The sequence below is a fragment of the Hungatella sp. genome, from assembly GCF_046966825.1.
Genome location: NZ_JBKVCZ010000101.1, coordinates 1 through 26,270, shown reverse-complemented (window position 1 = coordinate 26,270; position 26,270 = coordinate 1). Strand labels below are relative to the sequence as shown.

Below are 26,270 nucleotides of genomic sequence, written 5' to 3'. Positions count from 1 at the left end.
CACGGCGTCGGCAAGGGAAATGTAGTGGACCGGTACATAGGCGGGCTTACCTTCTGAGAAGAAATCCCAATAAAACCGCACATTTGGCATGTCGCTTTTTGCTCCGCCCGGAAGATATGGGCGGAGTATTTCATATTGCGGGGCTTCTTTTTGGGCGAGGAGAATATCCGCGATTAATTCGCCTGGAACGACGCCGTCGCTGGAGGCTGTCAGGACCTCATCCTCATCGACCGGGATTCCTGTGGCGCTCTGAAATAATCGGATTTTCTCTCTGGCCGCCATTTTCTCCTGCTCCAGAATATCCTGTTCGATCTGCGAGAACTCCTTTCGCGTATGGTCGAAGCAGTATCCAAGCAGGTGGAAGTTCCTGCCTTTATGGGTGCAGTCCAGCTCGACTCCGGAGATGACGCGAAGGCCGGAGGCGGCACAGGCCGAAAGGGCTTCTGACTGGGCCGCGGCGACGCTGCGGACCGAGTTGTGATCCGTTATGGCGATTAACTCCATGCCCTGTGCCCTGGACATTGCAATGATTTCCTGCGGTGTGTATTCTCCGTCGTCACTGGCGGCTGAATGGATGTGTAAATCAAGCTTTGACATTGAAGATCTCCCTTCTGTTTCTTTGATGGATATATTATCTGGTATGGCTGGGACTCTGTGAAGGATGAAAACGAGGGCGGTTTAATGTTTCTGTGATTCCCGAATTTTCTGCCGCCTGCGAAAATAAAAGTAAGTAAACTGCAGGAGAAGAATTCCTGCGGTTGAAATCAGATAGAGAACCCGGATACCGGTAAATGCGGCGGAACCGGCCACTGCAGACCCAATCGCAGCAGAACCGGCCGCTGCGGTGCGGGCGTCGATCAATCCTTTGACTGAGCCTCCAGTCAGCGGGCCGAGAATGGAGCCGAGACCGATGGCTGCCGTATAAAAATTATCATAGACAATCCGGTTATCCGCTGGCATCAGTTCGTATCTGCGGTTAAATACGGAGATCACAAATCCGGCGTTGGCGGCCGAGGATATGAGAAACGCGGCCGGAATAAAAAGGTACCAGTTCTGAGCGTTGGCGAAGGACATGAACAGAGTCTCTCCTGCAAAGAACCATATGGACATTTTTAAAGTGAATTCATGGCCGCAGCGGTCGCTTAACCTTCCCCAGAAACTGAGCAGAACGATCTGCGGCAGAGAGATGATCATGTATAGTCCGGTCACGATCTGATAGGGGAGCGCCAGATATTTCATCATGTAAACCATGGTATAGCTGTCGGAAATGGTAAGCAGCAGGTAAAAGATAAAGATGTAAGCCACAAAGCCTGTAAAGCATCGGTTTTTGAGAGGCAGTCCGGCGATGTCCCGGAAGCGGCAGCCTCTGCTGGAGGACTGGTACGGCTCCCCGTCGGGGGTTCCTGCCAGGAGAATCACTTCAAAGCTTCCCATCAGGGCTGCAGCGGCAAACAGGATGGCGAAACCGATGTATTTCCCTCCCATGAGATCCATAAAACGGCCGCCAGCCAGCGACAGAACCACTGTGACTGTGAGCGTCAGCGTCTGTCTTAGGGAAATGTACCGGCCGCTCCTTTTGTCATCGATAAAACCCAGCATCCACTGATTCAGCATCACTGTCGTCTGGGCCTGAAGTGCGAAGGCAGCGACGACGGTGGGGACGAATACGTAAAGCTGCACCCTGGCTGGAAACAGAACCGGTATGGTGACAAGGAAAAGTGTTGCCAGGCGGGAAAGGATCGTGAGTGCTACCGTCATTTTTTTGCGGCTGGTAAATCGCTCCAGAAATGCTGGAAATACGAGGATCAGCACACCGCAGATATTGACGATAACGCTTAAATAACTGACCAGAATGTCACCGGCTCCCATAAGAATTGCTAGGCCGCTTAAGAAAACGCCGCTGGTCAGATACGTGAACGCTGTGCCGAATCCGGCCTGGACGAGAAAGCAGGTACGGGGACGGGAGTCCGGCAGGCCCTCACTCCCGGGCCGGGGTTTCATGGCTGCTCCTTTATAAACTGAACGTCGTCAAAGATTTTCCCGGCTGTTAAATACGCCATGCCGTCGTGATAATCGTGCCAGAGATCGGCCGAATACAGAATCTCCGCGGACATGTGTCTCGGAAGAAGAGCGGAGAAGCCGTCGCTGATGGGACCGATACAGTCTTTGCGCAGATCGGGGCCGCCCAGAACGACATACTGAGGATTTAAAATGCCGCAGATCCAGCCGATGATACGGATTATCAGATTGGTGTAAGCTTTGTCATCCGCTGCTTCCATCAGCCATTCGTCGAGAATCCGGCCATCCTCCATGGGAACAAGTCCCAGCTCCCCGGCGAAATTGCGAAAGCCGCGGACGACCCGCCCGCCGACGATGAAACCGGCGCTGACACACGTTTTTTCCAGGTGAAGATACGCCATATTCGTGAGATCCGGGGCCTCGCAGGGAAATTCCCTGGCATAGCAGCGGCCGAAGCCGATGGCTGTGGCATTTAAGTCATTCTCCATAACAATGGGAATGTGATACCGCCCGGCGAGGCGGTCTCCTAAGTCATGGCGGCATAATTCGTCGCTGCTGCCGCTCCCTTTCCAGAACGAACCGTCTTCGACGATGCCCGGAACGCCGATTCCGATGGACTTGATATCCTTTCGCGTCATGAGTTCATCGAGGTACGCGGTGATGGCCGGCTCGTAGTCGTCGCCCGTAAACTCCAGTCGGCAAGTCTCTAAAATCTCTCCACAGATTCCTACAAGCAGTCCGTACATCTCACTGCCCGAGATGCAGACCGCCGCGCCGTAGTACTTATCCGGCTTGAAGCGGTACCGTTCTGCCTTTCGCCCACCGCTGGATTCGTCATATCCAATGCTTTCGATTTCCCCGTTTTCCAGCATCTCGGCCAGGAGAGAGCGGACCGTCGTAGAACTGATCTGCGTCTCACCGGCGATTTCCGCCCTGGTCGCAGTACCTCTGTTTTTGATCACTCTGCGGATCAGTGAAAGATTCGCCTGTTTTAAAAGCCGTGGTCTGGCGGTTAATGTATCCATAAGAACGCCTCCTTGAAACTTTTGTCGGAAACTTTTATAAGTTTATGATAAAAGTATATGCGGGAATGAAAGAACTGTCAATAGAGAAAAAAATTTTTTCTCTGTTGACAGTTCTGGAGATCAGTAAAATACTGAGGTTATTCTTCTAAATCTCAATCACTTTCCCCTTGGAAAGTCTCGACTCCTCCGCCGCAAACGCGACGAGATGGCTGTTAATGGACTGCTCCAGCGAGGTGATTCCTTCCGGCTCTTTTCCGGTCTGAAGCATGTCGAGGAATTCTTCCAGCATGCGGTTGTCGCCGCCGGCGTGGCCGCTGAAATCCTCGGCCAGCTGGGAGATGTCGATGATCTGACGCGGTTTTCCAAAGAGACCGATCTCGATGGTGTTTTTGTACATGTCGCCGGTGAGATCGCCTTTGGTACCCATGATCTTGCAGTATCGGGAAGCACCGTCGCTGGTAAAGCCGCTCATGGTGAAATTAATGGTGCTCCCGTCGGTGTTTTCGATGTTGGTCACCTGATGGTCCACCACGTTGTTGTCACAATGGTAGACACAGCGGCCGTAGGGGCCTGTCTTTATGGCTTCGTAGATCGTGTCCGTCGTCGGATGGAGGGCTAAAATGTCCACCGGCCATTCGGTGTGGCCGCAGGCGATTCCGGTCTTTTCGTTGGTAACGTAGATTTTTTCCGCGTCGAAGGGACAGGAGTCTTTGGCAGCACAGCCGTCGAGGCAGCGATGCGCAGCGCCTTCCGGAGCGCAGGATTCCTTGAATAAATAGGTGTTACCCATGGACGAAACGCGCAGCGGCGTCTTGTCTGCCAGCCATAAGTAGAGGTCGAAATCGTGGCACGTCTTCTGGAGGCACATGGGACTGGTTGTCTCGCTGTTTCTCCAGTTTCCGCGGACAAAGCTGTGCGCCTGATGCCAGTAGCCCACGTTCTCGATGGCCTGGATAGTGACGACGTCGCCGATGATGCCGGAAGCAATCAGTTCCTTCATCTTCGAGAAAAATGGCGTATAGCGGAGCACGTGACAGACAACGATTTTCCGGTCGTATTTTTTCGACGCTTCCAGGAGCTGACGGCACTCAGAGGGATCGGGGGAGATGGGTTTTTCCATCAAAATGTGGTATCCTCTTTCCAGAGCGGTAAGCGCCTGGGAGACGTGATCGCGGTCCTGGGTGCAGATAAAGACGGCATCGGCCATCTTGGGCTGGGCCAGCAGCTCCTCCGCACTGGCAAAGCAGTGCTCCTCCGGAATGTGGTACGTCTCGGCGGTCTCCCGAAGGGCGCCGGGATCGATATCCGCGGCTGCAGTAATCTCCATTTTGTCCGGGTGAAGCGAGGCAAATGGCGCATAGGTGATTCTTCCCCGGCTTCCAAGGCCGACGATGGCTACGGTTGTTTTCATGTGAATTCCTCCTGTATTATGATAAATTGTTTGTATGAATACTCATGGTTACGGTGGTACGGCGGCTTCCTGGTTCTGACTCGATGGTGAGCTCCGACGACTTTTCAAAATAGAGCCTGATCCGCTTATAGAGGTTGGCCAGGCCGTAACTTTTGGAGACCGAGCCTACCGGATTCGTATTTTTAAAGGATTCCTGGATCCGCTCCATGGTTTCCTGATCGATGCCGGGTCCGTTGTCGGTGACGGATATGACACAGCCGTCGCCATTTTCCACAATGCGTATGACGATGTGAACCGGTGAAGAGCTGGTCTCTACCGCGTATTTCATGGAATTTTCTACTAGCGGGTGAATGAGCAGCTTGGGAATCTGTATGGAGCGCACCTCCGGCTCCACCTGGTATTCCCAGGTCAGACGGTCCCCAAACCGGAACTTCTCCACCTGCAAATACTGTTCTACAAAGGTCAGTTCCTGATCGATGGTGATGCGGTCGCTCCCCTTTAAAATGTATTGGAACAGCTTGGCCATGGCCATGAGAATTCCGGCATTGTCCATGTCATTTTTCTGGATCAGGCTCCAGTAGACCGATTCCAGGGCATTGATGATGAAATGAGGGTTGACCTGGGACTGCAGCGCGGTGATTTCCGCCTTGGTCCGCAAAAGCTCTTTTTCAAATACCTGCTCGATCAGACGGTTGTTCTTTTCCACCAGAGCATTGTAATGGATGTTCAGTTCATTGATGTCGGAATTGGAGTAATGCCGGTCGTTGGCCTGCAGCTTTCCGTCGGCGATCACCATGGACTTTCTCATGTCCGACAAGGGCTTTGAGATCATACGCGCAATGAAGAGACTGCAGATCAGGAATACGCCGGTTCCGATGAGAAAGCCGTAGATCACGATGCCGCTCATCCAGGAGATATCATTGGAGGTCAGTTCCTTCGGAATATAGATGGAAAATGTCCAGCCGGAGTACGATGAAGTGGAATCGGCCAGCTGGTAATTCCGTTCGAAGGCGTCCGGGTTCATGTCTTTTAACGTCTTTCCGTAGGAAACACGGGTGCCGGCGCAGTCGGTCAGCTCCAGCGTGCAGTCGCCCAGCGCGTTTAAATCCTGGGCGATGGAGTCCATTAAATCCGGCTTCAAATGAACCACGACGTATCCGCCATGTTCAAAGGCGTAGTCCGCCAGGAGAATCCGCTTGACCGCCATGATGGTGTGGCCGCCTCCGGACTCCGATTCTGACAGCAGCCATACGGCCTTACCGTTGTATTCGTCGGCCAGGGCGAGGGCGGTCTCCGGGATGGCGGCAGAGAGCGGCTCCTTGGTGTAAGGATAAATCTGGGCCTTTTTACTGTAGAGTTCGATGGATTCTAAGTTGTCCGCGTAATTGATCGTATTCATGGTCTTTAACCGGAGCGTGGAAAAACTCTCCGAGGAAAATGACGCGTTTTGATTATAGTCGTTTAAAATGGTCTGGACCGCCAGGTCGTTGCAGAGACGCTGAAGAGATGAATCCATCTCGGTCAGCGAGGAGTTAAAACGCTCCTGAGCCTGCTTGACTGTGATTTCTATATATTTGGAAGACTGCTGAAGGATGTAGCCGGACATATTTTTATATAAGTAACCGCCGATGCAGAGAAAGGCGATGGCCATCACCAGCATGGAGGAGATGAAGATCTGCCCCGACGTGGTATTTCCCAATAATTTCAGTTTCTGTTTCATGGCGCCTCCGGTTGCGTGTGGACCAGCGTATTTTTGTGTTACAGCATCATCATATCAAATTCATATAGTAAAATCAAAAGATATGCATCAAGAAGAAAAAATAGTGGAATTTTACAAAAAAATAGTGTGGTTTCTTTCTTTGTTGTCTATTATATACTAAATATATCTTATGAAGGAGGGATTTACAGATGAAAAGAAGATTAGCAGCAATCGTCTGTGCAGCAGCGCTGGGAGTTACATCACTCACTGGCTGTGCATCAGGAAAGCAGGAGACTACAGCAGGTACGGAGACGGCCGCAGCGGCGGCCACGGAAAATGCGGCAGATGAAGAGAGTAAGGCGGAGGCGGGCGGCGAAACAGCGGCCAGCCAGGAAGCCGCGGAGATTACATACTGGGACACGGTCGGCAGCGTGTGGGACCGTGAGGCCAAGCTGGCCATGATCGAGAGGTTCGAAGCAGAGAACCCGGGAATTACGGTAAAATATGAGGGAATGGAAGGCGAGGCCTACAAGACTAAGATTAAGACTGTGGTAAGTGCCAACAATCTGCCGGATATTTTCGGATACTGGGTGGGGGAGCAGTTTAAGACGCTTGTAAACTCCGGAAATGTGGAAGATTTATCTTCCGTCTTTGAGGAGGACACGGCATTTCGCGATACCTTTGTGCCGGGCAGCTTAGATGCGGTTTCCTATGACGGCAAGGTCTACGGCGCGCCGACCTCCATTACGTGTATGGCAGTCTGGTATAACAAGGCCATCTTCGAGGAGAACGGAGTGGAAGTGCCGAAGACATTTGAGGACTTAAAGGGCGTGATCAACACACTGTCTGATAAGGGCGTGACACCGATTATCGTGGGAGCCAAGGACCGCTGGCCGCTTCTCGGCTGGTATTCCTACCTGGCACAGAGAATCGGTGGTGTCAATCTCTACAATGAGGTGTGTTCCGGAGATAAGAACTTCACGGAAGACGCATATGTACAGGCTGGCGAGGAAATCAAGGCTCTGGCGAAGAAAGGCTTTATCAATGGCTGCATGTCCGTAGATGCTACGACGGCAGAAGCCTTATTCGCGGCAGGTAAGGGCGCAATCTTAATTACCGGTTCCTGGTCGATTCCGACCTTTACGGAAGACCCGGAGCGCGCAAAGGATTTCTCCTATTTCCCATTCCCGGTGGTAGAGGGCGGAAAAGAGGACGAGGCCGGCTACTTATACGGCGGCGTTGCTAATACCCTGGCGATCAGCAGGTCAACGAAGAATAAAGACGCGGTTGTGAAGTTCTTAAAGTACATGATGAGTGAGGAAGAGCAGACCTTAAGTGTAGAGCGCACAGGAACCTTCTCGACCGTGAAGGTATCCCCGAAGGAAGAGAACATGGATCCGCTGGCATACCAGTTCAGCCAGTACGTATCCGACGGTGTGGAAGGCTTCATTCCGTATACGGATCAGGCCCTGCCTCCGGAACAGGCGGAGAACCTATTAAACGCATTAACCGCTATTGTTGCGGAAGACAACGCCGACGTTAAGGCGGAGCTTGCAAAGATCAAATAGATTTCACTAATTGGTACAACATTGGGGCCGCGCACGGAACACCTCCGAATACGCGGCTCCGAAAGGAATAGGTGCAGAGTATGAAAAAAATACATCCTGCGGTGCGGTGCCTCTTCATATTGCCTGCGGTTCTGTGGTTTTTTGCGGCGGTGATCGTGCCGGTCCTGATGGCGGTCTATTACAGCTTCTTCAGCTGGGATGGCGTGACCGCCAAGGTGTTTATCCGCTTCGATAATTACAGGGAACTGTTTAAGGATCCGGTCGTCTGGAAGTCCCTTACCAATTCCCTGAAGATGGCATTCTGGTGCGTTCTGCTTCAGCTGCCCATCGGCATGGCGTTTTCCGTCATTCTTTTTAACCGGAAGCTGAAGGGACGGGGATTTTTCCGGACCGTGTACTTCCTTCCGGTGGTGCTGTCCTCCTCCATGATCGGTATCTTATGGGGGCAGATCTACGATCCCAACTTCGGACTGTTAAACGGTCTTCTGGAGGCGGTGGGATTAAAACAGCTGCAGCAGATCTGGCTGGGGGACATGAAGCTGGCGCTGGGATGTATCATTGCGGTGGTGGTCTGGCAGTTTATCGGCAATTATATTCTGATCTATTATACGGCCCTGCATAACATTTCCGAGGATGTGCTGGAGTCGGCCAGGCTGGATGGAGCCGGTGTCCTAAAGCTGTTCCGTTACATTGAACTGCCTCTGATGTGGCCGGTGATCCGTCTGACCCTGATACTGGCCACGGTCAACTCCTTAAAATACTTTGACTTAGTCTACATTATGTCAAACGGAGGACCGAACCATGCCAGCGAGGTTCTGGCTTCCTATGTGGTAAAGAATGCGTTCAATTCCATGAGGATCGGCTATGCGAACACGGTGGCGGTGCTTCTGCTGGTTCTGGGAATCTTCTTTATTGTTCTCTATAACAAGATACTGGCTCCGTCATCGGCCAGCGATTAAATATCACCGAAGGAGGTTTCCTAATGAAAAAACGCAGTATATCACCAGGAAAATGGATTCTGTATCTCATTCTGGCAATTCAGGCGGCAGTCACCACGTATCCGCTGATCTGGATGGTCGTGTCCTCTTTAAAGGACAATGTATCCTTTTTTGCAGATCCGTGGTCCATACCCAAGAATCCTCAGTTTGTCAATTACGTGACGGCCTGGAAAGAAGGAATCCAGGATTACATGATAAACAGCATTGTGATCACCATCGCAACGCTTTTTATCGTCATTATTCTAAGCTGTGCGTTCTCCTTCATGGTGGCCCGTTTTCCATTTAAGGGGGGCGGACTTCTGGTTGGAATGTTTTTTGCAGGCATGATGATTCCGGTTCACTGTACTCTCGTTCCTCTATACAGCATGATGAACGGACTGGGATGGCTGGACAGCTTATGGGCCCTGCTCTTTCCCTATGTGGCGTCGGGACTGCCGCTGGCCATCTTCCTGACTTACGGCCACTACCAGCAGATTCCCATGGAACTGGAGGAGGCGGCGAGAATGGATGGATGCGGTGTCATCCGGATGTTTCTCTACATCTTTCTGCCGCTGGCCAAGCCGGTGATTTCCACCATTGGGATATTGACGGCCATCAGTGTGTGGAACGAGTTCATATTTGCCAATATCATCATCTCTGACCCGCTTAAGAAGACACTGCCGGTAGGCCTTCTGGCGTTAAAGGGAACGTACAATACAAACTACGCTGCGGTCAGCGCGGCGTTGACTATTTCCGCGATACCGATTATCATAGTCTATATCCTGATGTCAGGAAAGATTCAGGCTGGTATGGTGTCGGGCGCGGTGAAGAGCTGAACGGGGGAATACGATGGAAAATTATATTGTTAATCCGGTTTTACCCGGATTCCATCCGGATCCATCCATCATTCGGGTGGGAGCGGATTATTATATGGCCGTATCCACGTTTGAATGGTTCCCGGGTGTCTGTATCTACCATTCCACAGATTTACAGAACTGGGAGCTGGCGGCCAGGCCGCTGGACCGTGTCTCCCAGCTGGACATGAAGGGTAATGACGCCTCCGGCGGAGTGTTTGCCCCCTGTCTTTCCTATGACAACGGCGTGTTCTACCTGGTTTATACCAATGTGAGGACACACTGGTACGAATTTATGGACTGCCATAATTATCTGGTGACGGCCTCGGATATCCGGGGGGAGTGGTCAGAACCCGTCTATCTGCACAGCATGGGCTTTGATCCGTCGCTGTTTCATGATGAAGACGGGAGAAAATGGGTGGTCAGCATTGTAAGGCATTACCGGAAGATGCGCGTTCAGATGATTGCCCTGCAGGAATACGACCCTGTTTTAAAGAAAATGACGGGGCCGCTGACGGAGATATTCGGGGGCAGCGGGCTGACAGCTCCGGAAGGACCTCACCTCTACCGGAAGGATGGCTTTTACTATATCATGACTGCGGAAGGCGGGACGGAATATGGCCACGCGGTTACCATGGGCCGGTCGGAGAGGATCGGCGGTCCCTACGAGCTGTCGCCCTATAATCCTGTTTTAACGTCAAGAAATGATCTGACACTTCCTTTACAGAAGGCCGGACATGCTGATCTCGTGGAGGCGCCGGATGGGGAGTGGTATATGGTGCATTTATGCGGCCGGCCGTTGCCGCCGTTTCGCCGGTGCATTCTCGGGAGAGAGACGGCGGTCCAGCATGTGAAATGGACAGAGGACGGATGGCTCTGTCTTGCGGATGGGGGAAAGGAACCGCAGGTACGCGTTCCGGTATCGTGGCCGGTGGAACGGAAACTGGAGGAGGAGATCCGGTATTCGTTCCAGGGGCCGGATTTAAGCCCGGATTTCTTTTCGCTCCGAGTGCCTCTGGGGGGAGGCCTTGTCACTCACAGAACGTCCGGGCTGTCTGCGTCTGACGGGAAAGGATTCTCCCAATTCCAGGTTTGAACAGAGCCTGGTTGCGCGGAGACAGGAGGATTTCGCGTTCAGCTTTGAGACCGAACTGGATTTTGAACCATCCTCGGAGCGGCAGATGGCGGGAATTCTGTATTTTTATGACGAGTGTGATTTTTACTACCTTCGTGTGACCTGCGGACAGAGCGGACAGAAGATCCTCGATGTGATGCGGATGAACCGGGGAAAGACGGAGTATGTGCCTGACTGCGGCATTGCGGTGCCGGAGGGGCGGAGCATCCGGCTTAAGCTGGTGGTGCGCCGGACAGAGGCTTCCTGCTACTACAGCCTGGAGGAGGGGGTGTGGCAGCAGGCGGGAAATACGCTGGATGCCTCGCTTCTGTCTGACGAGTATCCGGAGGAAGGGGCTTACACGGGAGCCATGGTTGGACTGGGATGCCATGACATGGCGTACCGCAGCGCAAAGGCGTATTTTAAGTATGCGGTGTACCGCAGAGAAGGGACCGGAATGGAAACAGACCGATAAAGACTGACGGAGAAGGGGGGAAACCATGGAACGGACCTATACAGTAATGCTGGTGGAGGATGAGCGGAATATTCTGTATGGCATGAAGAATGCCATCCTCTGCTATAAGCCCCAGGTTTCTGATATTATGACCGCTGAAAATGGCCGGGAGGCGCTGGAGCTTCTGGAGGAACGGGTTCCGGATATTATCATTACGGATATCCGCATGCCGGAGGTAGACGGTTCCGAGCTGGTTCGCCGGATTCGTGAACAGGGGTATGAGATGCCTGTGATTATTCTGACGGCCATGACAGACTTTGCCATAGCCAGGGATTTGATCCATTACCAGATTCAGAATTACATCGTGAAGCCATTTTCGATTGAGGAGATATTAAAGGAGACGGAGCTGGCCATCGGAGAGCTGAAGAAGCGCAGCCAGATGAAGATGGCGCAGAAGATCGTGAAGGAGTTCCCGGAACTGGTGGAAACTCCGCCCTCCAGCGAGAACCAGCTGATATCCCAGGCCGTGGAATACATAAGCAGCCACTTGGACGGCGCGGCCTCTTTAAATGACATTTCAGGGGCGCTCCATGTGAGCAAGGCGTATCTGTCCACGCTGTTTAAGCGGGAGATGAATACGACCGTGACGGATTTTGTAACGAAGCAGCGGATGAAGGAGGCGAAAAAGCTTCTTCTGGAGACCGATATGCTGGTATCAGAGATCTATTTGAAGGTGGGCTACCAGAGCGATAAGTACTTTATCAAGGTGTTTAAGGAGATGGAGGGGGTGACGCCTCTGGCCTACCGGAAACGGTGGAAATGAAAATCACTATCAGATTTGTCTTATTTGCGCGGCTGATTCTGGAAGATTGTAAAAAAAATAACAAAAGAAATGAAATGGATTATTGACTATTTCGATTATTTGTAATAAAGTAAGTATTAGCCTATGGCGTGTAACTTACAAGGTATAGGTAATATCAAATAAACTATTTGGTTACTATACACTAATACAGAAAAGAGAGGTTGAATAAAATGGCAGAAATCGATTTAAGTCAGTATGGTATCAACGGAACAACAGAAATCGTCTACAACCCTTCATTTGAAACATTATTTGAAGAAGAGACGAAACCAGAACTGGAAGGCTATGAAAAAGGCCAGGTAAGTGAACTTGGTGCAGTTAATGTTATGACGGGTATTTATACAGGACGTTCACCTAAAGATAAGTACATTGTCATGGATGAGAATTCAAAGGACACTGTATGGTGGACTTCTGATGAATATAAGAATGATAATCACCCGGCCAGCCAGGAAGCCTGGGATACAGTAAAGAAAATTGCACAGGAAGAGCTTTCCGGCAAGAGACTTTTCGTTGTAGACGCATTCTGCGGAGCGAATAAAGATACCCGTATGGCAATCCGTTTCATCGTTGAGGTTGCATGGCAGGCTCATTTCGTAAAGAACATGTTCATCCAGCCTACAGCAGAAGAACTTGAGAACTTTACACCGGATTTCGTTGTATACAATGCTTCCAAAGCAAAAGTAGAAAATTACAAAGAGTTAGGTCTGAACTCTGAGACAACTTCCATGTTCAACATCACCAGCCGCGAGCAGGTAATCGTAAATACATGGTACGGCGGAGAGATGAAGAAGGGTATGTTCTCCATGATGAACTACTATCTGCCGTTAAAGGGCATTGCTTCCATGCACTGTTCTGCCAACACAGATTTAAACGGCGAGAATACCGCTATCTTCTTCGGACTTTCCGGAACAGGCAAGACCACACTTTCCACAGACCCGAAGCGTCTCCTGATCGGTGATGACGAGCACGGCTGGGATGACAACGGCGTATTCAACTTCGAAGGCGGCTGCTACGCTAAGGTTATCAACCTGGATAAAGAATCCGAGCCGGATATCTACAATGCAATTAAGCGCAACGCTCTGTTAGAGAACGTTACCCTTGATTCTGAAGGCAAGATTGATTTCGACGATAAGAGCGTGACAGAGAATACACGTGTATCCTACCCGATCGACCATATCGAGAAGATCGTTCGCCCGGTTTCCGCAGCTCCTGCAGCAAAAGATGTAATCTTCCTGTCAGCAGATGCGTTCGGCGTACTTCCTCCAGTATCGATCCTGACACCAGAGCAGACTCAGTATTACTTCCTGTCTGGATTTACAGCAAAGCTTGCTGGTACAGAGCGTGGAATTACAGAGCCTACACCTACCTTCTCCGCTTGCTTCGGCCAGGCTTTCTTAGAGCTGCACCCGACAAAGTATGCAGAGGAGCTTGTTAAGAAGATGGAGAAGAGCGGCGCAAAGGCTTACCTTGTCAACACCGGATGGAACGGTACCGGCAAGCGTATCTCTATCAAGGATACCCGCGGCATCATCGACGCGATCCTGGATGGTTCTATTGCAAACGCACCGACAAAGCAGCTTCCGTACTTCAACTTTGAGATTCCGACAGAGCTTCCGGGCGTAGATCCTAAGATCCTTGATCCTCGCGATACATATGCTGAAGTTTCCGAGTGGGAGACAAAGGCAAAAGATCTGTCTCAGCGTTTCATTAAGAACTTTGCAAAATATGAGGGGAATGAAGCAGGAAAAGCTTTAGTTTCCGCAGGTCCTCAGTTATAAGAATAAGATGTGTCAGATTGGCCCCCGGCAGTTGCTGCCGGGGGCTTTTTTCAGTTCGTAAGAGCGCTTTTTACATGTTTAAAGAGAAATAGCATTCTAATGGACCGAATAAAAGGAGTATGAAAGAAAAATATACAGATTGCATAAAAAATAATGTAGTAACACTATGATTTATGCAATATTGCAGTCATAATTTACAAAAAAAATATTACGTATTGATTTAAACGTGTAAACGAATTATAATGTGACCATAGAATAACAGCAGTTAGTTGAAAGTGCATAATACAGCATACTTTTGAAGGAGGTCGTGATTTGAAATCTTATGAAGCAATGGAAGAAGAAGCTCTGGCAGTGCGCAGAGACATCATTGAGATGCTTTACCAGGCCGGAAGCGGTCATCCCGGCGGATCCCTGTCGGTGACGGATATTCTGGTTTGCCTTTACAACCGGATCCGTGTGGATGCAGCGCATCCGGACTTAGAGGACCGGGACCGGGTGGTACTCAGTAAGGGACATGCAGCCCCCGCGTTGTATGCTGTGCTCGCTGAACACGGTTTTTTTTTCAAAAGAAGCATTTAAACGTTTAAGAAAACTGGGAGGTGTGCTTCAGGGGCATCCGGATATGAATAAGACGCCGGGTGTCGATGTCTGCACCGGATCTCTGGGACTTGGGGTATCGACCGCCTGCGGGATTGCGCTGGCCGGGAAGGTGAGAAAGAAAGACTACCGTGTGTATGCGGTCCTGGGAGACGGGGAGCTGCAGGAGGGCATTGTATGGGAAGCCATGGCGGCAGCGGTTCACCATAAGCTGGATAACCTGACAGTGATTGTGGATTTAAACGGGCTTCAGATTGATGGCCCGGTGGAAAAAGTAATGGGCTCCGGCAACTTAAAGGTAAAATTCCTGGATTACGGTTTTAAAGTAACGGAAGTGGACGGCCATGATTTTGAAGCGTTGGATGCGGCTATCGCACTTAAGGAGGACGGCGTTCCTGTCTGCATTCTGGCAAAGACGATCAAGGGAAAAGGCGTTTCCTTCATGGAGAACCAGGCGGGCTGGCATGGACAGAAGGTAAGCGAAGATGATTATAAGACGGCGATGGAAGAACTGAAGGGAGGAAGATGAGATGGCTGAACCAGCAATGAGAGAGGCGTATGGGGACGCCCTGCTTAAGATGGGAGAGGACGAACGCGTAGTGGTTTTGGACGCGGACTTGGCGAAGGCTACTTCCTCCGGTAAGTTTGCAGCGAAGTATCCGGAACGGTTTTTCGATATGGGAATTGCGGAGCAGAATCTGATGGGGACGGCAGCAGGAATGGCGATCAGCGGGCTGAAGCCGTTTGCATCGACCTTTGCCCTGTTTGCGGCGGGACGTGCCTATGAGCCGATCCGCAATGCGATCTGTTACTCGAAGGCACCAGTGAAGATAGTGGCTACCCACGCGGGGCTTTCACCGAATTCTGATGGAGGAAGCCATGAAACAATCGAGGATATTGCACTGATGCGGGTGCTTCCGGGGATGACGGTTTTAAGCCCCTGTGATTACAGACAGGCATTTGACATGGTCTTGCAGATGAAAGAGATGGATCACCCGGCCTATATCCGGATGTCGAGACATCCGGTCGAGACGGTGACGGCAGAGGGAAGCCATACGGAGATTGGTAAGATTGACGTGCTCCGCGAAGGCGGGGATGTGTGCTTTGCCGCCACAGGGGTTATGGTGGCGGAGGCCCTGCATGCGGCGGAGGCCCTGGAAGAAAAGGGGATACACGCAGCAGTGTTAAATGTACATACCATTAAACCACTGGATAAAGAGACACTGATCCGTTACGGAAAATCCTGCAAACATATGGTAACGGCTGAGGAGCACTCGGTAATCGGAGGCTTGGGCTCCGCGGTGGCTGAGGTTCTGGCTGAGTGCGGCGGATGCTGTTTGAAACGCGTCGGTATCCAGGATCGATTCGGACAGTCCGGTGACCTGGGTGAGCTGATGGAATGCTATGGACTGACAGCCAAAAATCTTATGGAGACGGCTTTAAGTATGTGCCAGCCGCTCTGTCCGAGTAAGCGGGACACGTTGAGTGCTCATAACAAGGAGGAAGAAAGATGAATAAGATCCCGGTTATCATAGACTGCGATACAGGAATCGATGATATGATATCCTTCGCCGTAACACTCACCTCAGATAAACTAAATATTCTGGGGATTACCACGGCGGCAGGAAATCAGGTGGTGGATATCACGACACAGAATACATTAAATGGAGTAACAATCATGGGAAGAACCGACATTCCGGTGGCAAGAGGAGCGGAAAAACCGCTTTCGAGACCACTTCGGGATGCCGGATACATACACGGTGAAAATGGACTGGGAACGTATCAGTTTGCTGAAATTACAGCGAAACAGCCGGAAGATGTGGAGGCAGTGGAGCTGATGAGGCGTCTGCTGGCCGCGTCTGATGAAAAGGTCGTGATTCTCGCGATTGCTCCGCTGACCAATGTGGCAAGACTGCTGATGGAGCATCCGGAGGCAGGAGAAAAGATCGATAAGATCGTTTTTATGGGAGGTTCTCTGAGAACCGGAAATCCGACACCGGTTGCTACCTTCAACGTGCTGGCCGATCCGGAGGCCGCAAGGTATGTGATGAAGAGCGGTATTCCCTTCCATATGTGCCCTCTGGATACGACCAGGGATTTATATTTGACAGCCGATGATATTGAAGCCATTGGGACAATCAAGAATCCGGTTGCTCAGATGAATTATGAGATGTGCCGCTTTTATAATGACGCTGTGAATAAGAGCAACAACGCGGACAAGCGTTTTAAGGGGTTGTGTATCCACGATCTCTGTGCGGCTGCATATGTGACGAATCCCGGGCTTTTCACAACCGTGAAATATCAGGGAGATGTGGAGACAGGGGGAGAATTGACTCTTGGATTTACAGTTCTGGATTATGAGAACATCAGACAGGTGCCGGAGGAGGAGAGAAACGTAACCTTTATCAACTCCGTTGACAGAGACGGCGTTTTGAAAATCTATTTCGAAGCTCTGAGAAGCTTTGGGGAACAGGGGGAAGAAATAAATGGATAAAATACCGGTAATTATAGACTGCGACACTGGAATTGATGATATGATATCCTTTGTTCTGACGCTTGCGTCAAAGCAGCTGGATATCAGGGGCGTGACCACTGTGGCGGGAAATGTATCCCTGCCGCATACGACGTATAATACCGTCAACGGCCTGGCCTTTATGGGCAGAAGCGAGGTTTTAGTGGCAGCAGGGGAAGCCGCGCCGCTTGAGCGCCCGTACCGCGACGCGAGTGAGATTCATGGGGACAGCGGATTGGGAGCATTTTCATTTGAAAATCCTGTGGATTACGGCCCGGTGGAGACCGGCGGAGTGGAGTTTTTATATGAGAAGCTGATGGAATCGGAGGAGAAGATTACAATTCTGGCGCTGGCTCCTCTGACCAATATTGCGAAGCTGTTTTTGAAGCATCCGGACTGTAAGGAAAAGATTGATAAGATTGTGTTTATGGGCGGATCCATTTTCAGCGGTAATCCGACACCGGTTGCGACGTTCAATGTGTGGGTGGACCCCGAAGCGGCGCGTATCGTTATGAAAGGCGGCGTTCCATTCTATATGTGTCCGCTGGATACGACGAGAGAAGCTTACTTAACAGAAGAAGAGCTGGAAGCCATCGGAACCATCGACAATCGGGTGGCGGCCATGGTCTACACCATGTGCAGCTTTTATTGGAGCCAGGAGAAAAAGAATGTAAACGGACACAAACGTTTTAAAGGGCTGTGCATCCATGACCTGTGTACGGCGGCTTATGTAACGAACCCGGAGCTGTTTCACTCCACGAAGTACTACGGAGATGTTGAGACGAAAGGACTGCTTACGGAAGGCTTTACCATGATTGACTATGAGGATATATTAAGGAAGAGCGAAGAAGAGAAAAACATCGACTATATTGATTCTGTTGACAGAGACGGTGTGATGAAGGTTTTCTTTGAGGCATTGAAATCTTATTGAAGATAAAAAAGGATTTCCCCGCCTCTCAGGTGGGTGTAAATTATATTCGCGGACGAATTTAAAACATAAAGGAGAAGGTAAAATGAAAAAAGTAATGGCAGCAGTATTGGCGGGAGTAATGGCATTTTCTTTGACGGCATGCGGAGGCGGAGCGGCAAAAGACGCCGGAAGCGGTGAAGCGGCAGAAGGAAAGGGGGAAAAGACTTACAAGGTAGCATTGATGGCCGACGGCGCCGGCTTCGGTTCTCAGAGCTTCAATGACGTTGCATTAGAAGGACTGGAGAAGGCAAAAGCTGACTTCGGCATCGAACTGACTACACTGGAAGTAAAGGAAGTAGCGGACTTTGCAAACAGCTTAAGAAGTCTTGCACAGCAGGGCTGTGATCTGATTATCACACCTAGCTCCACAATCAAGGACGCGGTTACGGAAGTAGCGGCAGAGTATCCGGATACATTTTTTGGACTTCTGGACGTACAGGTAGAGGGGGTACAGAACGTGGTTTCGTCCAGTTACCGGGAGCACGAAGCGGCATTTTTACTTGGCGCTCTTGGCGGATATTTAACAAAGACAAATAAGATCGGCTTTATCGGCGGTGTCAGCGGCGTGATTCAGGACCGTTTCCAGTACGGTTACATGGCTGGCGCCTGGTATTCCAATCAGGATGTGAAGGTGACTTCCTCGTATACCGGCAGCTTCAGTGATGTGGGAAAGGGAAAAGAGATTGCAACCATGATGTTCAGCGATGGCTGTGACTACGTGGCACCGTCCGCCGGAGCATGCAATTTAGGCGTATTCCAGGCATCTAAGGAAGCCGGCGCTGACAAGTGGAGCTTCGGAGCAGCTAACGGACAGTTTAACCAGATGCCTGACAAGATCGTGGCTTCCCAGGTTAAACGTGTGGACAACGTTGCTTATTCTATGGTTGAAAAGATGGTAAACGGAACTCTGAAGGGCGAAAAGAGTGAATACGGCTTAAAAGACGGCGGCGTAGATTTGATGTACTCTACAGAGGACGCCATGAAAGATATTGTTCCTCAGGATATCAAGGATAAGGTAGAGGAAATTAAGAAACAGATTGTGGATGGAACGATTAAGGTTCCGGCGACTCAAGACGATTATAACGCATATGTGAAATAAAAAACCGTATCGAGCTAAGTGCAGATAGCGAGGAGAGGGGTACCGATATGGAATATGCAATTGAATTAAAAGAACTGACGAAACGATTCAATCAGTTTACGGCCAATGATAAGATTTCTTTTTCGGTAAAGAAAGGGGAGATCCATGCGCTGGCAGGAGAAAACGGAGCGGGTAAGACGACACTGATGAATATGATCTATGGTCTATATACGCCGACTTCGGGAGAATTATGGATTAATGGGGAGCTGGTTAAATTCACCAGCTCCCGTGACTCCATCGCCAAGGGGATCGGTATGGTGCATCAGCATTTCATGCTGGTTCCGGGGCTTACGGTGGCTGAGAATATTATTGCGGGCCAGGAGACAGGATCGGCGCTTAAGCTGGATCGGAAGACTGCGGAAAAGCAGATTGCCGAGCTTTCCGATCAGTATGGACTGAAAATCGATCCAGCGGTGAAGGTCAGTGATCTGTCTGTAACCATGCAGCAGAGAGTGGAGATTTTAAAGGTCCTGTACCGACGTGCGGAAATTCTCATCTTTGATGAACCGACGGCTGTGCTGACTCCGCAGGAGATTGACGAGTTCTGCGAGATTCTGTTAAAGCTTAAACAGCAGGGAAAGACGATCCTTTTCATCAGCCATAAGTTAAACGAGGTCATGAAAATTTCCGATCAGGTAACGGTAATCCGGCTTGGTAAGGTGATCGGGACGGTAAAGACCGGCGAGACCACGCCGGAGGAACTGACCCGGATGATGGTTGGGCGCGATATATCCCTGGGGGGAGGCGCCCGCAAAGAGATGACATCGCCGAAGGAAATATTAAATATAGACCATGTGTCTTATAAGAACAGCAAGAATATTAAGAAGGTGGATGATTTAAGCCTTTCTGTTAAAGCCGGAGAGATTCTTGGAATTGCCGGAGTAGACGGCAACGGCCAGGAGGAACTGGTGGAGATGATCTGCGGTCTGCGAAATATGGATGAAGGCGATATCCGTCTGGATGGTGAATCGATTAAGAATCATTCGACAGGTATGGTCCAGGATATGGGAATCGGATATATTCCGGAGGACCGCCACAAAGACGGGCTGGTTTTGGATTTTTCCATTGCGGAAAATGTGATTCTCGGGCAGCACAGAAAACCTCTCTTTGCGAAACACGGTTTGATCATGAAAAAAAAGGAAATCGCTGATACCGCAGAGAGTCTGAGAGAGCAGTTTGATATCCGGTGCTCCGGTGTGGACTCAGCAGCCTCCACGCTGTCCGGAGGAAATCAGCAGAAGATCGTTATCGCCAGAGCTATTTTCCGGGGACCGAAGGCGATTCTGGCGGTTCAGCCGACCAGAGGCTTAGATGTAGGTGCCATCGAATAATACACAAGGCCAGGTGCAGAGAAACAGGGAAAAGCTGTGCTGCTCTTATCGCTGGAGCTGGACGAGATTCTGTCCTTAAGTGACAGGATTGCGGTGATTCATAAAGGGAAAATTGTGGGAATCGTAGACGCCCATAAGACGACGAGAGAAGAACTGGGGCTCATGATGCTGGGGCATGTGACCGGAAAGGAGAAGGAAGCATGACGAAGGAGAAAAAGAACGAAAAAAAGAAAGATGGTTTAAACAGTGTTCTGATGCAGGTCGCGATCTCCATTATTTCGATCGTATTTGCTTTCCTTGTGGGAGGCATTATCATAGCGGTCATGGGAGAAAATCCATTTAAAGCGTATTCTGTGCTGATTAAGGGGGCAGTGGGAACTCCGGTGGCGCTGACTGTTTCCTTAACCAAGACCGTGCCGTTAATCCTGACTGGTCTCGCTGTAGCGGTGGCTCAGAAGAGCCGCGTGTTTAATATCGGTGCTGAGGGACAGCTTCTGGTAGGCGCGTTTGCCGCAGGCTATGTAGGCTTTACCTTTCATCTGCCGGCGCCTCTTCACATTCTGCTCTGTCTGGCGGCAGCCGTGATCGCAGGCATGTTTTGGGCGTTTATTGCTGCATTTTTAAAGTATTCGAGAAATGTTCACGTGGTTATCGCAACCATTATGTTAAACTATATTGCGACTTCTCTGGTTCAGTATTTTGTCTGCGGACCGTTTAAGGAGCCGGGGGCTACCTTTAACGCGACCTCCGCAATTGCTGATACGGCAAAGCTGCCGCAGATTCTGCCGCGGCCGTTGTCTTTAAACCTGGGGTTTGTCATAGCGCTGGTGATGATAGCCGCATGCTGGTTCCTGCTTAACAAAACAACCACTGGATATGAGATGAGGGCGGTGGGCTCGAATCCCAACGCCAGCCGCGTGGGCGGGATCAACATTAAGAAGAACATGTTTATGGCGCTGGTCTTAAGCGGAGCGCTGGCCGGGCTTGCAGGCGGTATCGAGGTTTCCGGAAGCCTGTACCGCGTAATGGAGGGATTCTCTCCAGGATACGGCTTTAACGGAATTCCTGTTGCCATGATGGCAAACGGCAATCCGATCGCGATCTTTTTCTCAGCCTTCCTGCTGGGAGCTATGAGAAACGGTGCGTTGGCCATGCAGATTCAGCTGGGGATTTCCCAGGATATCGTGGATATTATCCAGGGCCTGGTTATCATTTTCCTGGGCTGTGATTATATGATCCGTTACTACATTAACCATGTACGTCTCGAAAGGAGGAAACTCGCATGACAGGTATGATTTCGATTCTGCTGCTGTCAACCCTTCGAATGGGGACTCCTCTCGCCCTCACCGCTCTTGGCGGTACGATGTCAGAGCGCTCCGGCGTTACCAACATTGGTCTGGAAGGAATTCTGACTGCCGGCGCTTTTGCCGCGGTTGTAGGCAGCTATTTCACCGGAAATCCCTGGATCGGCGTTCTATGCGCGATCATTATGGGAATTGCCATTTCGGCGATTCATTCCTTTATCGCTGTAACCGCCGGCGGTGCGCAGAATATCAGCGCCATGGCTCTTGTTATGCTGGCCAATGGTTTTTCAGCAGTGGGACTAAATGCCATCTTTAAGAGCGCGGGTAATTCGGCTCAGGTAAACGCTCTGCCGACCACACCGGTTCTGGCACACATACCGGTTGTGGGAGAATTTTTAGCCAAGCTTTCACCGTTCGTTTACATTGCATTTATCATGCTCTTTGTAGTCTGGTATATTTTGAAGCACACACCGCTTGGACTGCGTATCACCATGGTGGGAGCGCAGCCGAAAGCAGCGGAAACAGCGGGTATCAGTGTTGCGAAGATCCGGTATTTCTCAGTTTTGGCTTCCGGTTTCTTAGGCGGACTGGGCGGTGCTTACCTGTCTCTCGGACAGATGAACCTTTACCAGGATGGGATGGTTTCCGGACGCGGTTATCTGGCGCTGGGAGCCGTAATTATGGGAAAATGGAACCCTGTGGGTGCATTTTTCTCTGCTATGTTTTTCGGCTTATTTGAGGCAATCCAGATTTATGTACAGATGATACCGAATTTTCCGGTACCTCATGAGTTTATTGAAATGATTCCGTATGTAGCGAGCCTGATTGTTCTGGCCGGCTTCATCGGTAAGGCAGAAGGACCGGCCGCCAACGGCAAACCGTATTCCCGGTTCGTAAACTTAAGATAAAGCCGAGGAGGTATACGCTATGAGACAAGGGGATCTGATCGTTAATCCTACACTGGCCTGCGGGAATCCCTTGAATTTTAAGGAAGATTTAGATATACTTGAGAAAACAGGAATTAAGATTCTGCATATTGATATCATGGATGGCCATTATGTGCCGAATCTCTGCTTTGACACCGGGATGGTGAGGCTTATCCGGAAGAATTACTCATTTCTCCTGGATGTCCATTTAATGGTGACGAACCCGGCGGACTATATTCTGCCGCTGGCAGCCGCCGGGGCGGATTATGTAAGCTTCCATCTCGATGCGACTCATTTTCCGGTCCGCGTGCTGGGCCAGATCAGAGCGAACGGCATGAAGGGCGGTGTGGTGTTAAATCCGGCACAGTCTCCCGAGCTGCTTCGTGAGACGCTTCCCTACCTGGATTTTGTGCTGGTGATGGGCGTGGAACCCGGATTTTCCGGCCAGAAATTTCTGGAAGGAACAGTGGACAAGGTGAGAAAGCTTAAGAATATGCGGAAGGAACTGGGCCTTTCCTATTTGATCGAAGCCGACGGCGGTGTGGACAGGGAGAATACCGTTACACTGCTGGAGAGCGGGGCGGATATTCTGGTGTCGGGTGCGTTTGGAGTATTTGAAGGAAGAAATGGTCTCGAACAGGATTGTAAGGAGTATCAGGAACTGGCGCTCCGGGCGGCCGGGGAGCAGTAGGCAGAAGGAGCACGGCGGGTGGCCGGAACACAACAGGCAGCAGATTGACGAAGGGGGGAAATGGTGTGGCGACAATTAAAGATATTGCAAGAGTGGCGGGCGTGTCTACAGCGACTGTGTCCATGGTCTTAAATGGAAAAGACTGCATTACCAAAAAAACGAAAGAGAAGGTGATGGCGGCTGCCAGGGAAGTGGACTATATACCGAGTATAGCGGCTAAATCGCTGAAGACGAATCGCAGCTATACCATAGCCCTTTTTGTGGGAGATATCGCGAACCCCTTTTTCCCGGAGATTATTAAGGGCGTAGAGGGCGCTGCCAAAGACAGGAATTACAGCGTCATCATCTATGACTTATCCGGGCAGGACCAGGATTTTGTGGAGCAGATTGACAAAGCGGCGAGCCAGAAGGTGGATGGCTTTTTTATCACCGGCAGTACGCGGATCTCAGAGGAAGCCAAAAAGCGCCTTTTGATGATTGCGGACTCAGGCATCAAGATGATTTCCTGCAACCAGTTTATGAACTGGGGAGAATTTCCCCTGATCTACACCTCCGAGGGAGAGCAGGTAGACGGCCTGTTAAGCAAGCTGGCGGCGTTGGGACATAAGCATATTGGCTGTATATCCGGATATCCGGAATACTGGGTGGCGGAGCGCAGGGAAGGCTTTTACCGGAAGACGCTGGAGCAGTACGGTTTATACCACCCGGAGTATATCGTAAACGGTGGATTCTATATAGAAGACGGAATCCGCAGTACCAGGAAGCTGTTAAAGGAACAGCCGCAGATTACCGCGGTGATGTGCGTCAATGATACACTGGCAATCGGCTGCAATGCAGCAGCCAGAGAGCTGGGACTCAGGGTTCCGGAGGATTTATCTATATTCGGAGTGGATGGGGTGGAATGCCTGAAATATTTTGCACCGCAGATTACGACTGTGGATACCCATCGGTATGAGTATGGCTATCAGGGGACTGTCAGGCTGATTGAGCTGATCGAGGATGACGGGAGCAGGAAGCAGGAGCTCCTGGAGACTATGGTATGCCCCTGTTCCATACGGCAGGGCGATACGATTGCCCCGCCTGGATCTGGAAAAAACAGATAGAGAAAGAAAGGCTGGATTAAAAAATGAGAATCGGAATTGGATGTGACCACGGCGGGTACGAGATGAAGGAAGAACTGAAAAGGCGCCTGACCGCCGCCGGTCATACAGTTGCAGATAGAGGCATTTACAGTGTCAGCGAGGTGGACTATCCGGACGTGGCCGTGGAAGTGGCAAAGGGAGTCGTGGCGGATGAGTATGACTGCGCGATTCTGGTATGCGGAACGGGAATTGGCATGAGTATCGCGGCAAACAAGGTGGCTGGCATCCGCGCCGCACTGGTGACGGATACGTTTTCCGCCAGGATGGCGAGAGAGCATAACAATGCCAACATCATCACGCTGGGAGCCAGGACTGTGGGAATCGAGCTGGCGTGGGAGCTGGTGAACGCGTATCTGGGAGCGGAGTTCCTTGGGGGCAAGCATCTGGTGCGGGTTGAGAAAATTATGGGGCTGGAGAGATGACCGGGGGAATGCGGACAGATGCAAAATTATTGTTTTAATTGAAGACGATATTATCATAAGATGTAAAAGGTTCTGATTATGCAGATTTTATTTATTTGCATAGTCAGGATCTTTTTTATATTTGACCATGATGTTATAAAATACGGGTCGCGAATAAGAGGGGGATTTGTTGAACCTTATTATAATTTACTTACAAAATGATATAAATAATATAAAAAACATAAACGATATAATAAATGTTGACTTTGATATATGACAATGCTATATTGTATTTAAATGAAACAGCTACTGTACAGAAATAGACCATCTATTTGGAACATTTTACCATGAGAGAAGGGGGAGGTATTTTGAATTACATAAAAATTGATGAAAGAAGAAGGAACAGGCACGGATTTGGAAATCAGAATGTTATGGGAAGAGTCTTTACTGCACCGCCGGTTATTCTGTTTTTCTTATTCACCTTTATTCCGATTATTATGGCGGTGGTGATCAGCTTTACCGACTACGATATTGTGAACGCGCCCCGGTTTGTGGGGCTTTACAATTACAGGAAGATGATAAATGATGAATTTTTCTGGATTGCCCTCAAGAACACGTGCGTATATACGCTGCTGTATGTGCCGGGCGGCCTGCTCCTCTCCCTGGGAGCGGCCCTGTACTTAAATGTAAACCGGAAGTTCGTGAGTGTCTTCCGAACGCTGTTTTATCTGCCGGTGCTTTCCTCCACAGTGGCGACCGCCACACTGTGGTTCTGGATTCTGAATCCGCAGCTGGGCCTGTTGAACGGAGTTCTGGAGCTGTTCGGCATATCGGGGCCTGCCTGGCTCTATGACAGCCGGTGGGCCATGCTGGCCGTGGTTATGATGAGTCTCTGGGCGGGATTCGGGACAAATATGATGATCTTCTTATCCGGTTTGAAAGGGGTATCCCAGTCTCTGTATGAGGCCGCCAGAGTAGAAGGCGCCAACCGGTGGCAGATTTTTACGCACATCACATGGCCGTCCATCTCCAAGACCACGTTTCTGGTGACGACGATGCTGATTATCTCCAGCTTTCAGGTGTTTGACCAGGCGTTTATCCTGACGAGAGGAGGCCCTGGCAACGCCACGATCACACTGGTCTATTACATTTATAACAATGGCTTCAATAATCTGAACATGGGCTACGCCTCCAGCATTTCCATGGTCCTGTTTCTGATTATCCTGGTGTTTTCCGTAATGAATACCAGGCTGAACAATGCGGATATTTAAGAGAGGAGGAAGAAGATGAACAGCCGTGAAGTGAAAAGACGTACAAAGAGTATTTTATGGTATACGGGAGCGGTCCTGATATCTCTTGCCACCGTGTATCCGTTCCTGTGGATGGTATCCACATCGTTTAAGCCGGAGGCGGAGATTTATTCCAACTCCCTGTCCCTGCTGTCCTCAAAATTTACACTGGCCAATTATGCGAAGGTGTTCAGAACCATGCCGTTTGCCA

24 protein-coding genes and 2 pseudogenes are annotated in these 26,270 nt (G+C 50.4%); 21 read left to right on the top strand and 5 right to left on the bottom strand.

Going from position 1 to position 26,270, the window contains the following annotated elements; translation table 11 throughout:
- The 5 genes from ACLTD4_RS24255 to ACLTD4_RS24235 all read right to left on the bottom strand — a co-directional run.
- On the bottom strand, positions 1 to 597 hold a 597-nt coding region (locus ACLTD4_RS24255), incomplete at its 3' end, for a PHP domain-containing protein (RefSeq protein ID WP_412331623.1).
- Positions 598 to 678: 81 nt separating this feature from the next.
- A complete protein-coding gene (locus ACLTD4_RS24250; RefSeq protein ID WP_117621297.1) occupies positions 679 to 2,001 on the bottom strand; it encodes an MFS transporter in 1,323 nt (440 codons plus the stop codon).
- The gene (locus ACLTD4_RS24245; RefSeq protein ID WP_117621296.1) at positions 1,998 to 3,044 is read right to left on the bottom strand and encodes an ROK family transcriptional regulator; all 1,047 of its coding nucleotides are present in this window, start codon (positions 3,042 to 3,044) and stop codon (positions 1,998 to 2,000) included. The genes ACLTD4_RS24250 and ACLTD4_RS24245 overlap by 4 nt, the downstream gene beginning before the upstream one ends.
- A 145-nt stretch (positions 3,045 to 3,189) precedes the next feature.
- On the bottom strand, positions 3,190 to 4,455 hold the full coding sequence (locus ACLTD4_RS24240; protein ID WP_117621295.1) for a Gfo/Idh/MocA family oxidoreductase: 1,266 nt from the start codon (positions 4,453 to 4,455) through the stop codon (positions 3,190 to 3,192).
- Between the two features lie 16 nt (positions 4,456 to 4,471).
- Positions 4,472 to 6,175, bottom strand: a complete 1,704-nt coding sequence (locus ACLTD4_RS24235) for a sensor histidine kinase (protein ID WP_117621294.1) — start codon at positions 6,173 to 6,175, stop codon at positions 4,472 to 4,474.
- Positions 6,176 to 6,363: 188 nt separating this feature from the next.
- Between ACLTD4_RS24235 and ACLTD4_RS24230 the strand changes: the two genes are divergently transcribed.
- The 21 genes and pseudogenes from ACLTD4_RS24230 to ACLTD4_RS24130 form a co-directional block, all read left to right on the top strand.
- Positions 6,364 to 7,722 (top strand): ABC transporter substrate-binding protein, encoded by a 1,359-nt coding sequence (locus ACLTD4_RS24230; protein ID WP_117621293.1) that lies wholly within the window; start codon positions 6,364 to 6,366, stop codon positions 7,720 to 7,722.
- A gap of 80 nt (positions 7,723 to 7,802) precedes the next feature.
- Positions 7,803 to 8,681, top strand: a complete 879-nt coding sequence (locus ACLTD4_RS24225) for a carbohydrate ABC transporter permease (protein ID WP_002602529.1) — start codon at positions 7,803 to 7,805, stop codon at positions 8,679 to 8,681.
- A gap of 23 nt (positions 8,682 to 8,704) precedes the next feature.
- A complete protein-coding gene (locus tag ACLTD4_RS24220; protein WP_055653908.1) occupies positions 8,705 to 9,535 on the top strand; it encodes a carbohydrate ABC transporter permease in 831 nt (276 codons plus the stop codon).
- A 13-nt stretch (positions 9,536 to 9,548) separates the two neighbouring features.
- A complete protein-coding gene (locus ACLTD4_RS24215) occupies positions 9,549 to 10,649 on the top strand; it encodes a glycoside hydrolase family 43 protein (RefSeq protein ID WP_243008317.1) in 1,101 nt (366 codons plus the stop codon).
- On the top strand, positions 10,582 to 11,142 hold the full coding sequence (locus tag ACLTD4_RS24210; RefSeq protein WP_243008316.1) for a hypothetical protein: 561 nt from the start codon (positions 10,582 to 10,584) through the stop codon (positions 11,140 to 11,142). The genes ACLTD4_RS24215 and ACLTD4_RS24210 overlap by 68 nt, the downstream gene beginning before the upstream one ends.
- A 25-nt stretch (positions 11,143 to 11,167) precedes the next feature.
- Positions 11,168 to 11,944, top strand: a complete 777-nt coding sequence (locus ACLTD4_RS24205; protein WP_117621292.1) for a response regulator transcription factor — start codon at positions 11,168 to 11,170, stop codon at positions 11,942 to 11,944.
- 209 nt (positions 11,945 to 12,153) lie between these two features.
- The gene (gene pckA / locus ACLTD4_RS24200; RefSeq protein ID WP_025531505.1) at positions 12,154 to 13,758 is read left to right on the top strand and encodes a phosphoenolpyruvate carboxykinase (ATP); all 1,605 of its coding nucleotides are present in this window, start codon (positions 12,154 to 12,156) and stop codon (positions 13,756 to 13,758) included.
- Positions 13,759 to 14,088: 330 nt separating this feature from the next.
- A pseudogene (locus tag ACLTD4_RS24195) lies at positions 14,089 to 14,884 on the top strand (transketolase).
- Position 14,885: 1 nt separating this feature from the next.
- Positions 14,886 to 15,869, top strand: coding sequence for a transketolase family protein (locus ACLTD4_RS24190; RefSeq protein ID WP_117621291.1), 984 nt, complete (start codon positions 14,886 to 14,888; stop codon positions 15,867 to 15,869).
- Complete coding sequence (locus tag ACLTD4_RS24185) at positions 15,866 to 16,849, top strand: nucleoside hydrolase (RefSeq protein WP_002602537.1); 984 nt, start codon at positions 15,866 to 15,868, stop codon at positions 16,847 to 16,849. Before ACLTD4_RS24190 ends, ACLTD4_RS24185 begins: the two co-directional genes overlap by 4 nt.
- The gene (locus ACLTD4_RS24180) at positions 16,842 to 17,798 is read left to right on the top strand and encodes a nucleoside hydrolase (RefSeq protein ID WP_055653898.1); all 957 of its coding nucleotides are present in this window, start codon (positions 16,842 to 16,844) and stop codon (positions 17,796 to 17,798) included. Before ACLTD4_RS24185 ends, ACLTD4_RS24180 begins: the two co-directional genes overlap by 8 nt.
- An 82-nt stretch (positions 17,799 to 17,880) precedes the next feature.
- On the top strand, positions 17,881 to 18,936 hold the full coding sequence (locus tag ACLTD4_RS24175; RefSeq protein ID WP_412331622.1) for a BMP family lipoprotein: 1,056 nt from the start codon (positions 17,881 to 17,883) through the stop codon (positions 18,934 to 18,936).
- Positions 18,937 to 18,983: 47 nt separating this feature from the next.
- Positions 18,984 to 20,306, top strand: coding sequence for an ABC transporter ATP-binding protein (locus ACLTD4_RS24170; RefSeq protein WP_412331621.1), 1,323 nt, complete (start codon positions 18,984 to 18,986; stop codon positions 20,304 to 20,306).
- A 36-nt stretch (positions 20,307 to 20,342) separates the two neighbouring features.
- Positions 20,343 to 20,510: a hypothetical protein gene (locus ACLTD4_RS24165; RefSeq protein ID WP_412331620.1), complete on the top strand. Its 168-nt coding sequence runs from the start codon at positions 20,343 to 20,345 to the stop codon at positions 20,508 to 20,510.
- Positions 20,507 to 21,592, top strand: coding sequence for an ABC transporter permease (locus tag ACLTD4_RS24160; RefSeq protein ID WP_055653892.1), 1,086 nt, complete (start codon positions 20,507 to 20,509; stop codon positions 21,590 to 21,592). The genes ACLTD4_RS24165 and ACLTD4_RS24160 overlap by 4 nt, the downstream gene beginning before the upstream one ends.
- A complete protein-coding gene (locus ACLTD4_RS24155; protein WP_055653890.1) occupies positions 21,589 to 22,518 on the top strand; it encodes an ABC transporter permease in 930 nt (309 codons plus the stop codon). The genes ACLTD4_RS24160 and ACLTD4_RS24155 overlap by 4 nt, the downstream gene beginning before the upstream one ends.
- 19 nt (positions 22,519 to 22,537) lie before the next feature.
- Entirely contained in the window at positions 22,538 to 23,227 is a 690-nt protein-coding gene (locus ACLTD4_RS24150; protein ID WP_002602539.1) for a ribulose-phosphate 3-epimerase, read from the top strand.
- A gap of 65 nt (positions 23,228 to 23,292) precedes the next feature.
- Complete coding sequence (locus ACLTD4_RS24145) at positions 23,293 to 24,330, top strand: LacI family DNA-binding transcriptional regulator (RefSeq protein WP_055653887.1); 1,038 nt, start codon at positions 23,293 to 23,295, stop codon at positions 24,328 to 24,330.
- A gap of 23 nt (positions 24,331 to 24,353) precedes the next feature.
- The gene (gene rpiB, locus ACLTD4_RS24140; protein WP_055653885.1) at positions 24,354 to 24,791 is read left to right on the top strand and encodes a ribose 5-phosphate isomerase B; all 438 of its coding nucleotides are present in this window, start codon (positions 24,354 to 24,356) and stop codon (positions 24,789 to 24,791) included.
- A gap of 347 nt (positions 24,792 to 25,138) precedes the next feature.
- Positions 25,139 to 26,041 (top strand): carbohydrate ABC transporter permease, encoded by a 903-nt coding sequence (locus tag ACLTD4_RS24135; RefSeq protein WP_117621290.1) that lies wholly within the window; start codon positions 25,139 to 25,141, stop codon positions 26,039 to 26,041.
- A gap of 15 nt (positions 26,042 to 26,056) precedes the next feature.
- A pseudogene (locus tag ACLTD4_RS24130) lies at positions 26,057 to 26,270 on the top strand (carbohydrate ABC transporter permease); the annotation flags it as partial.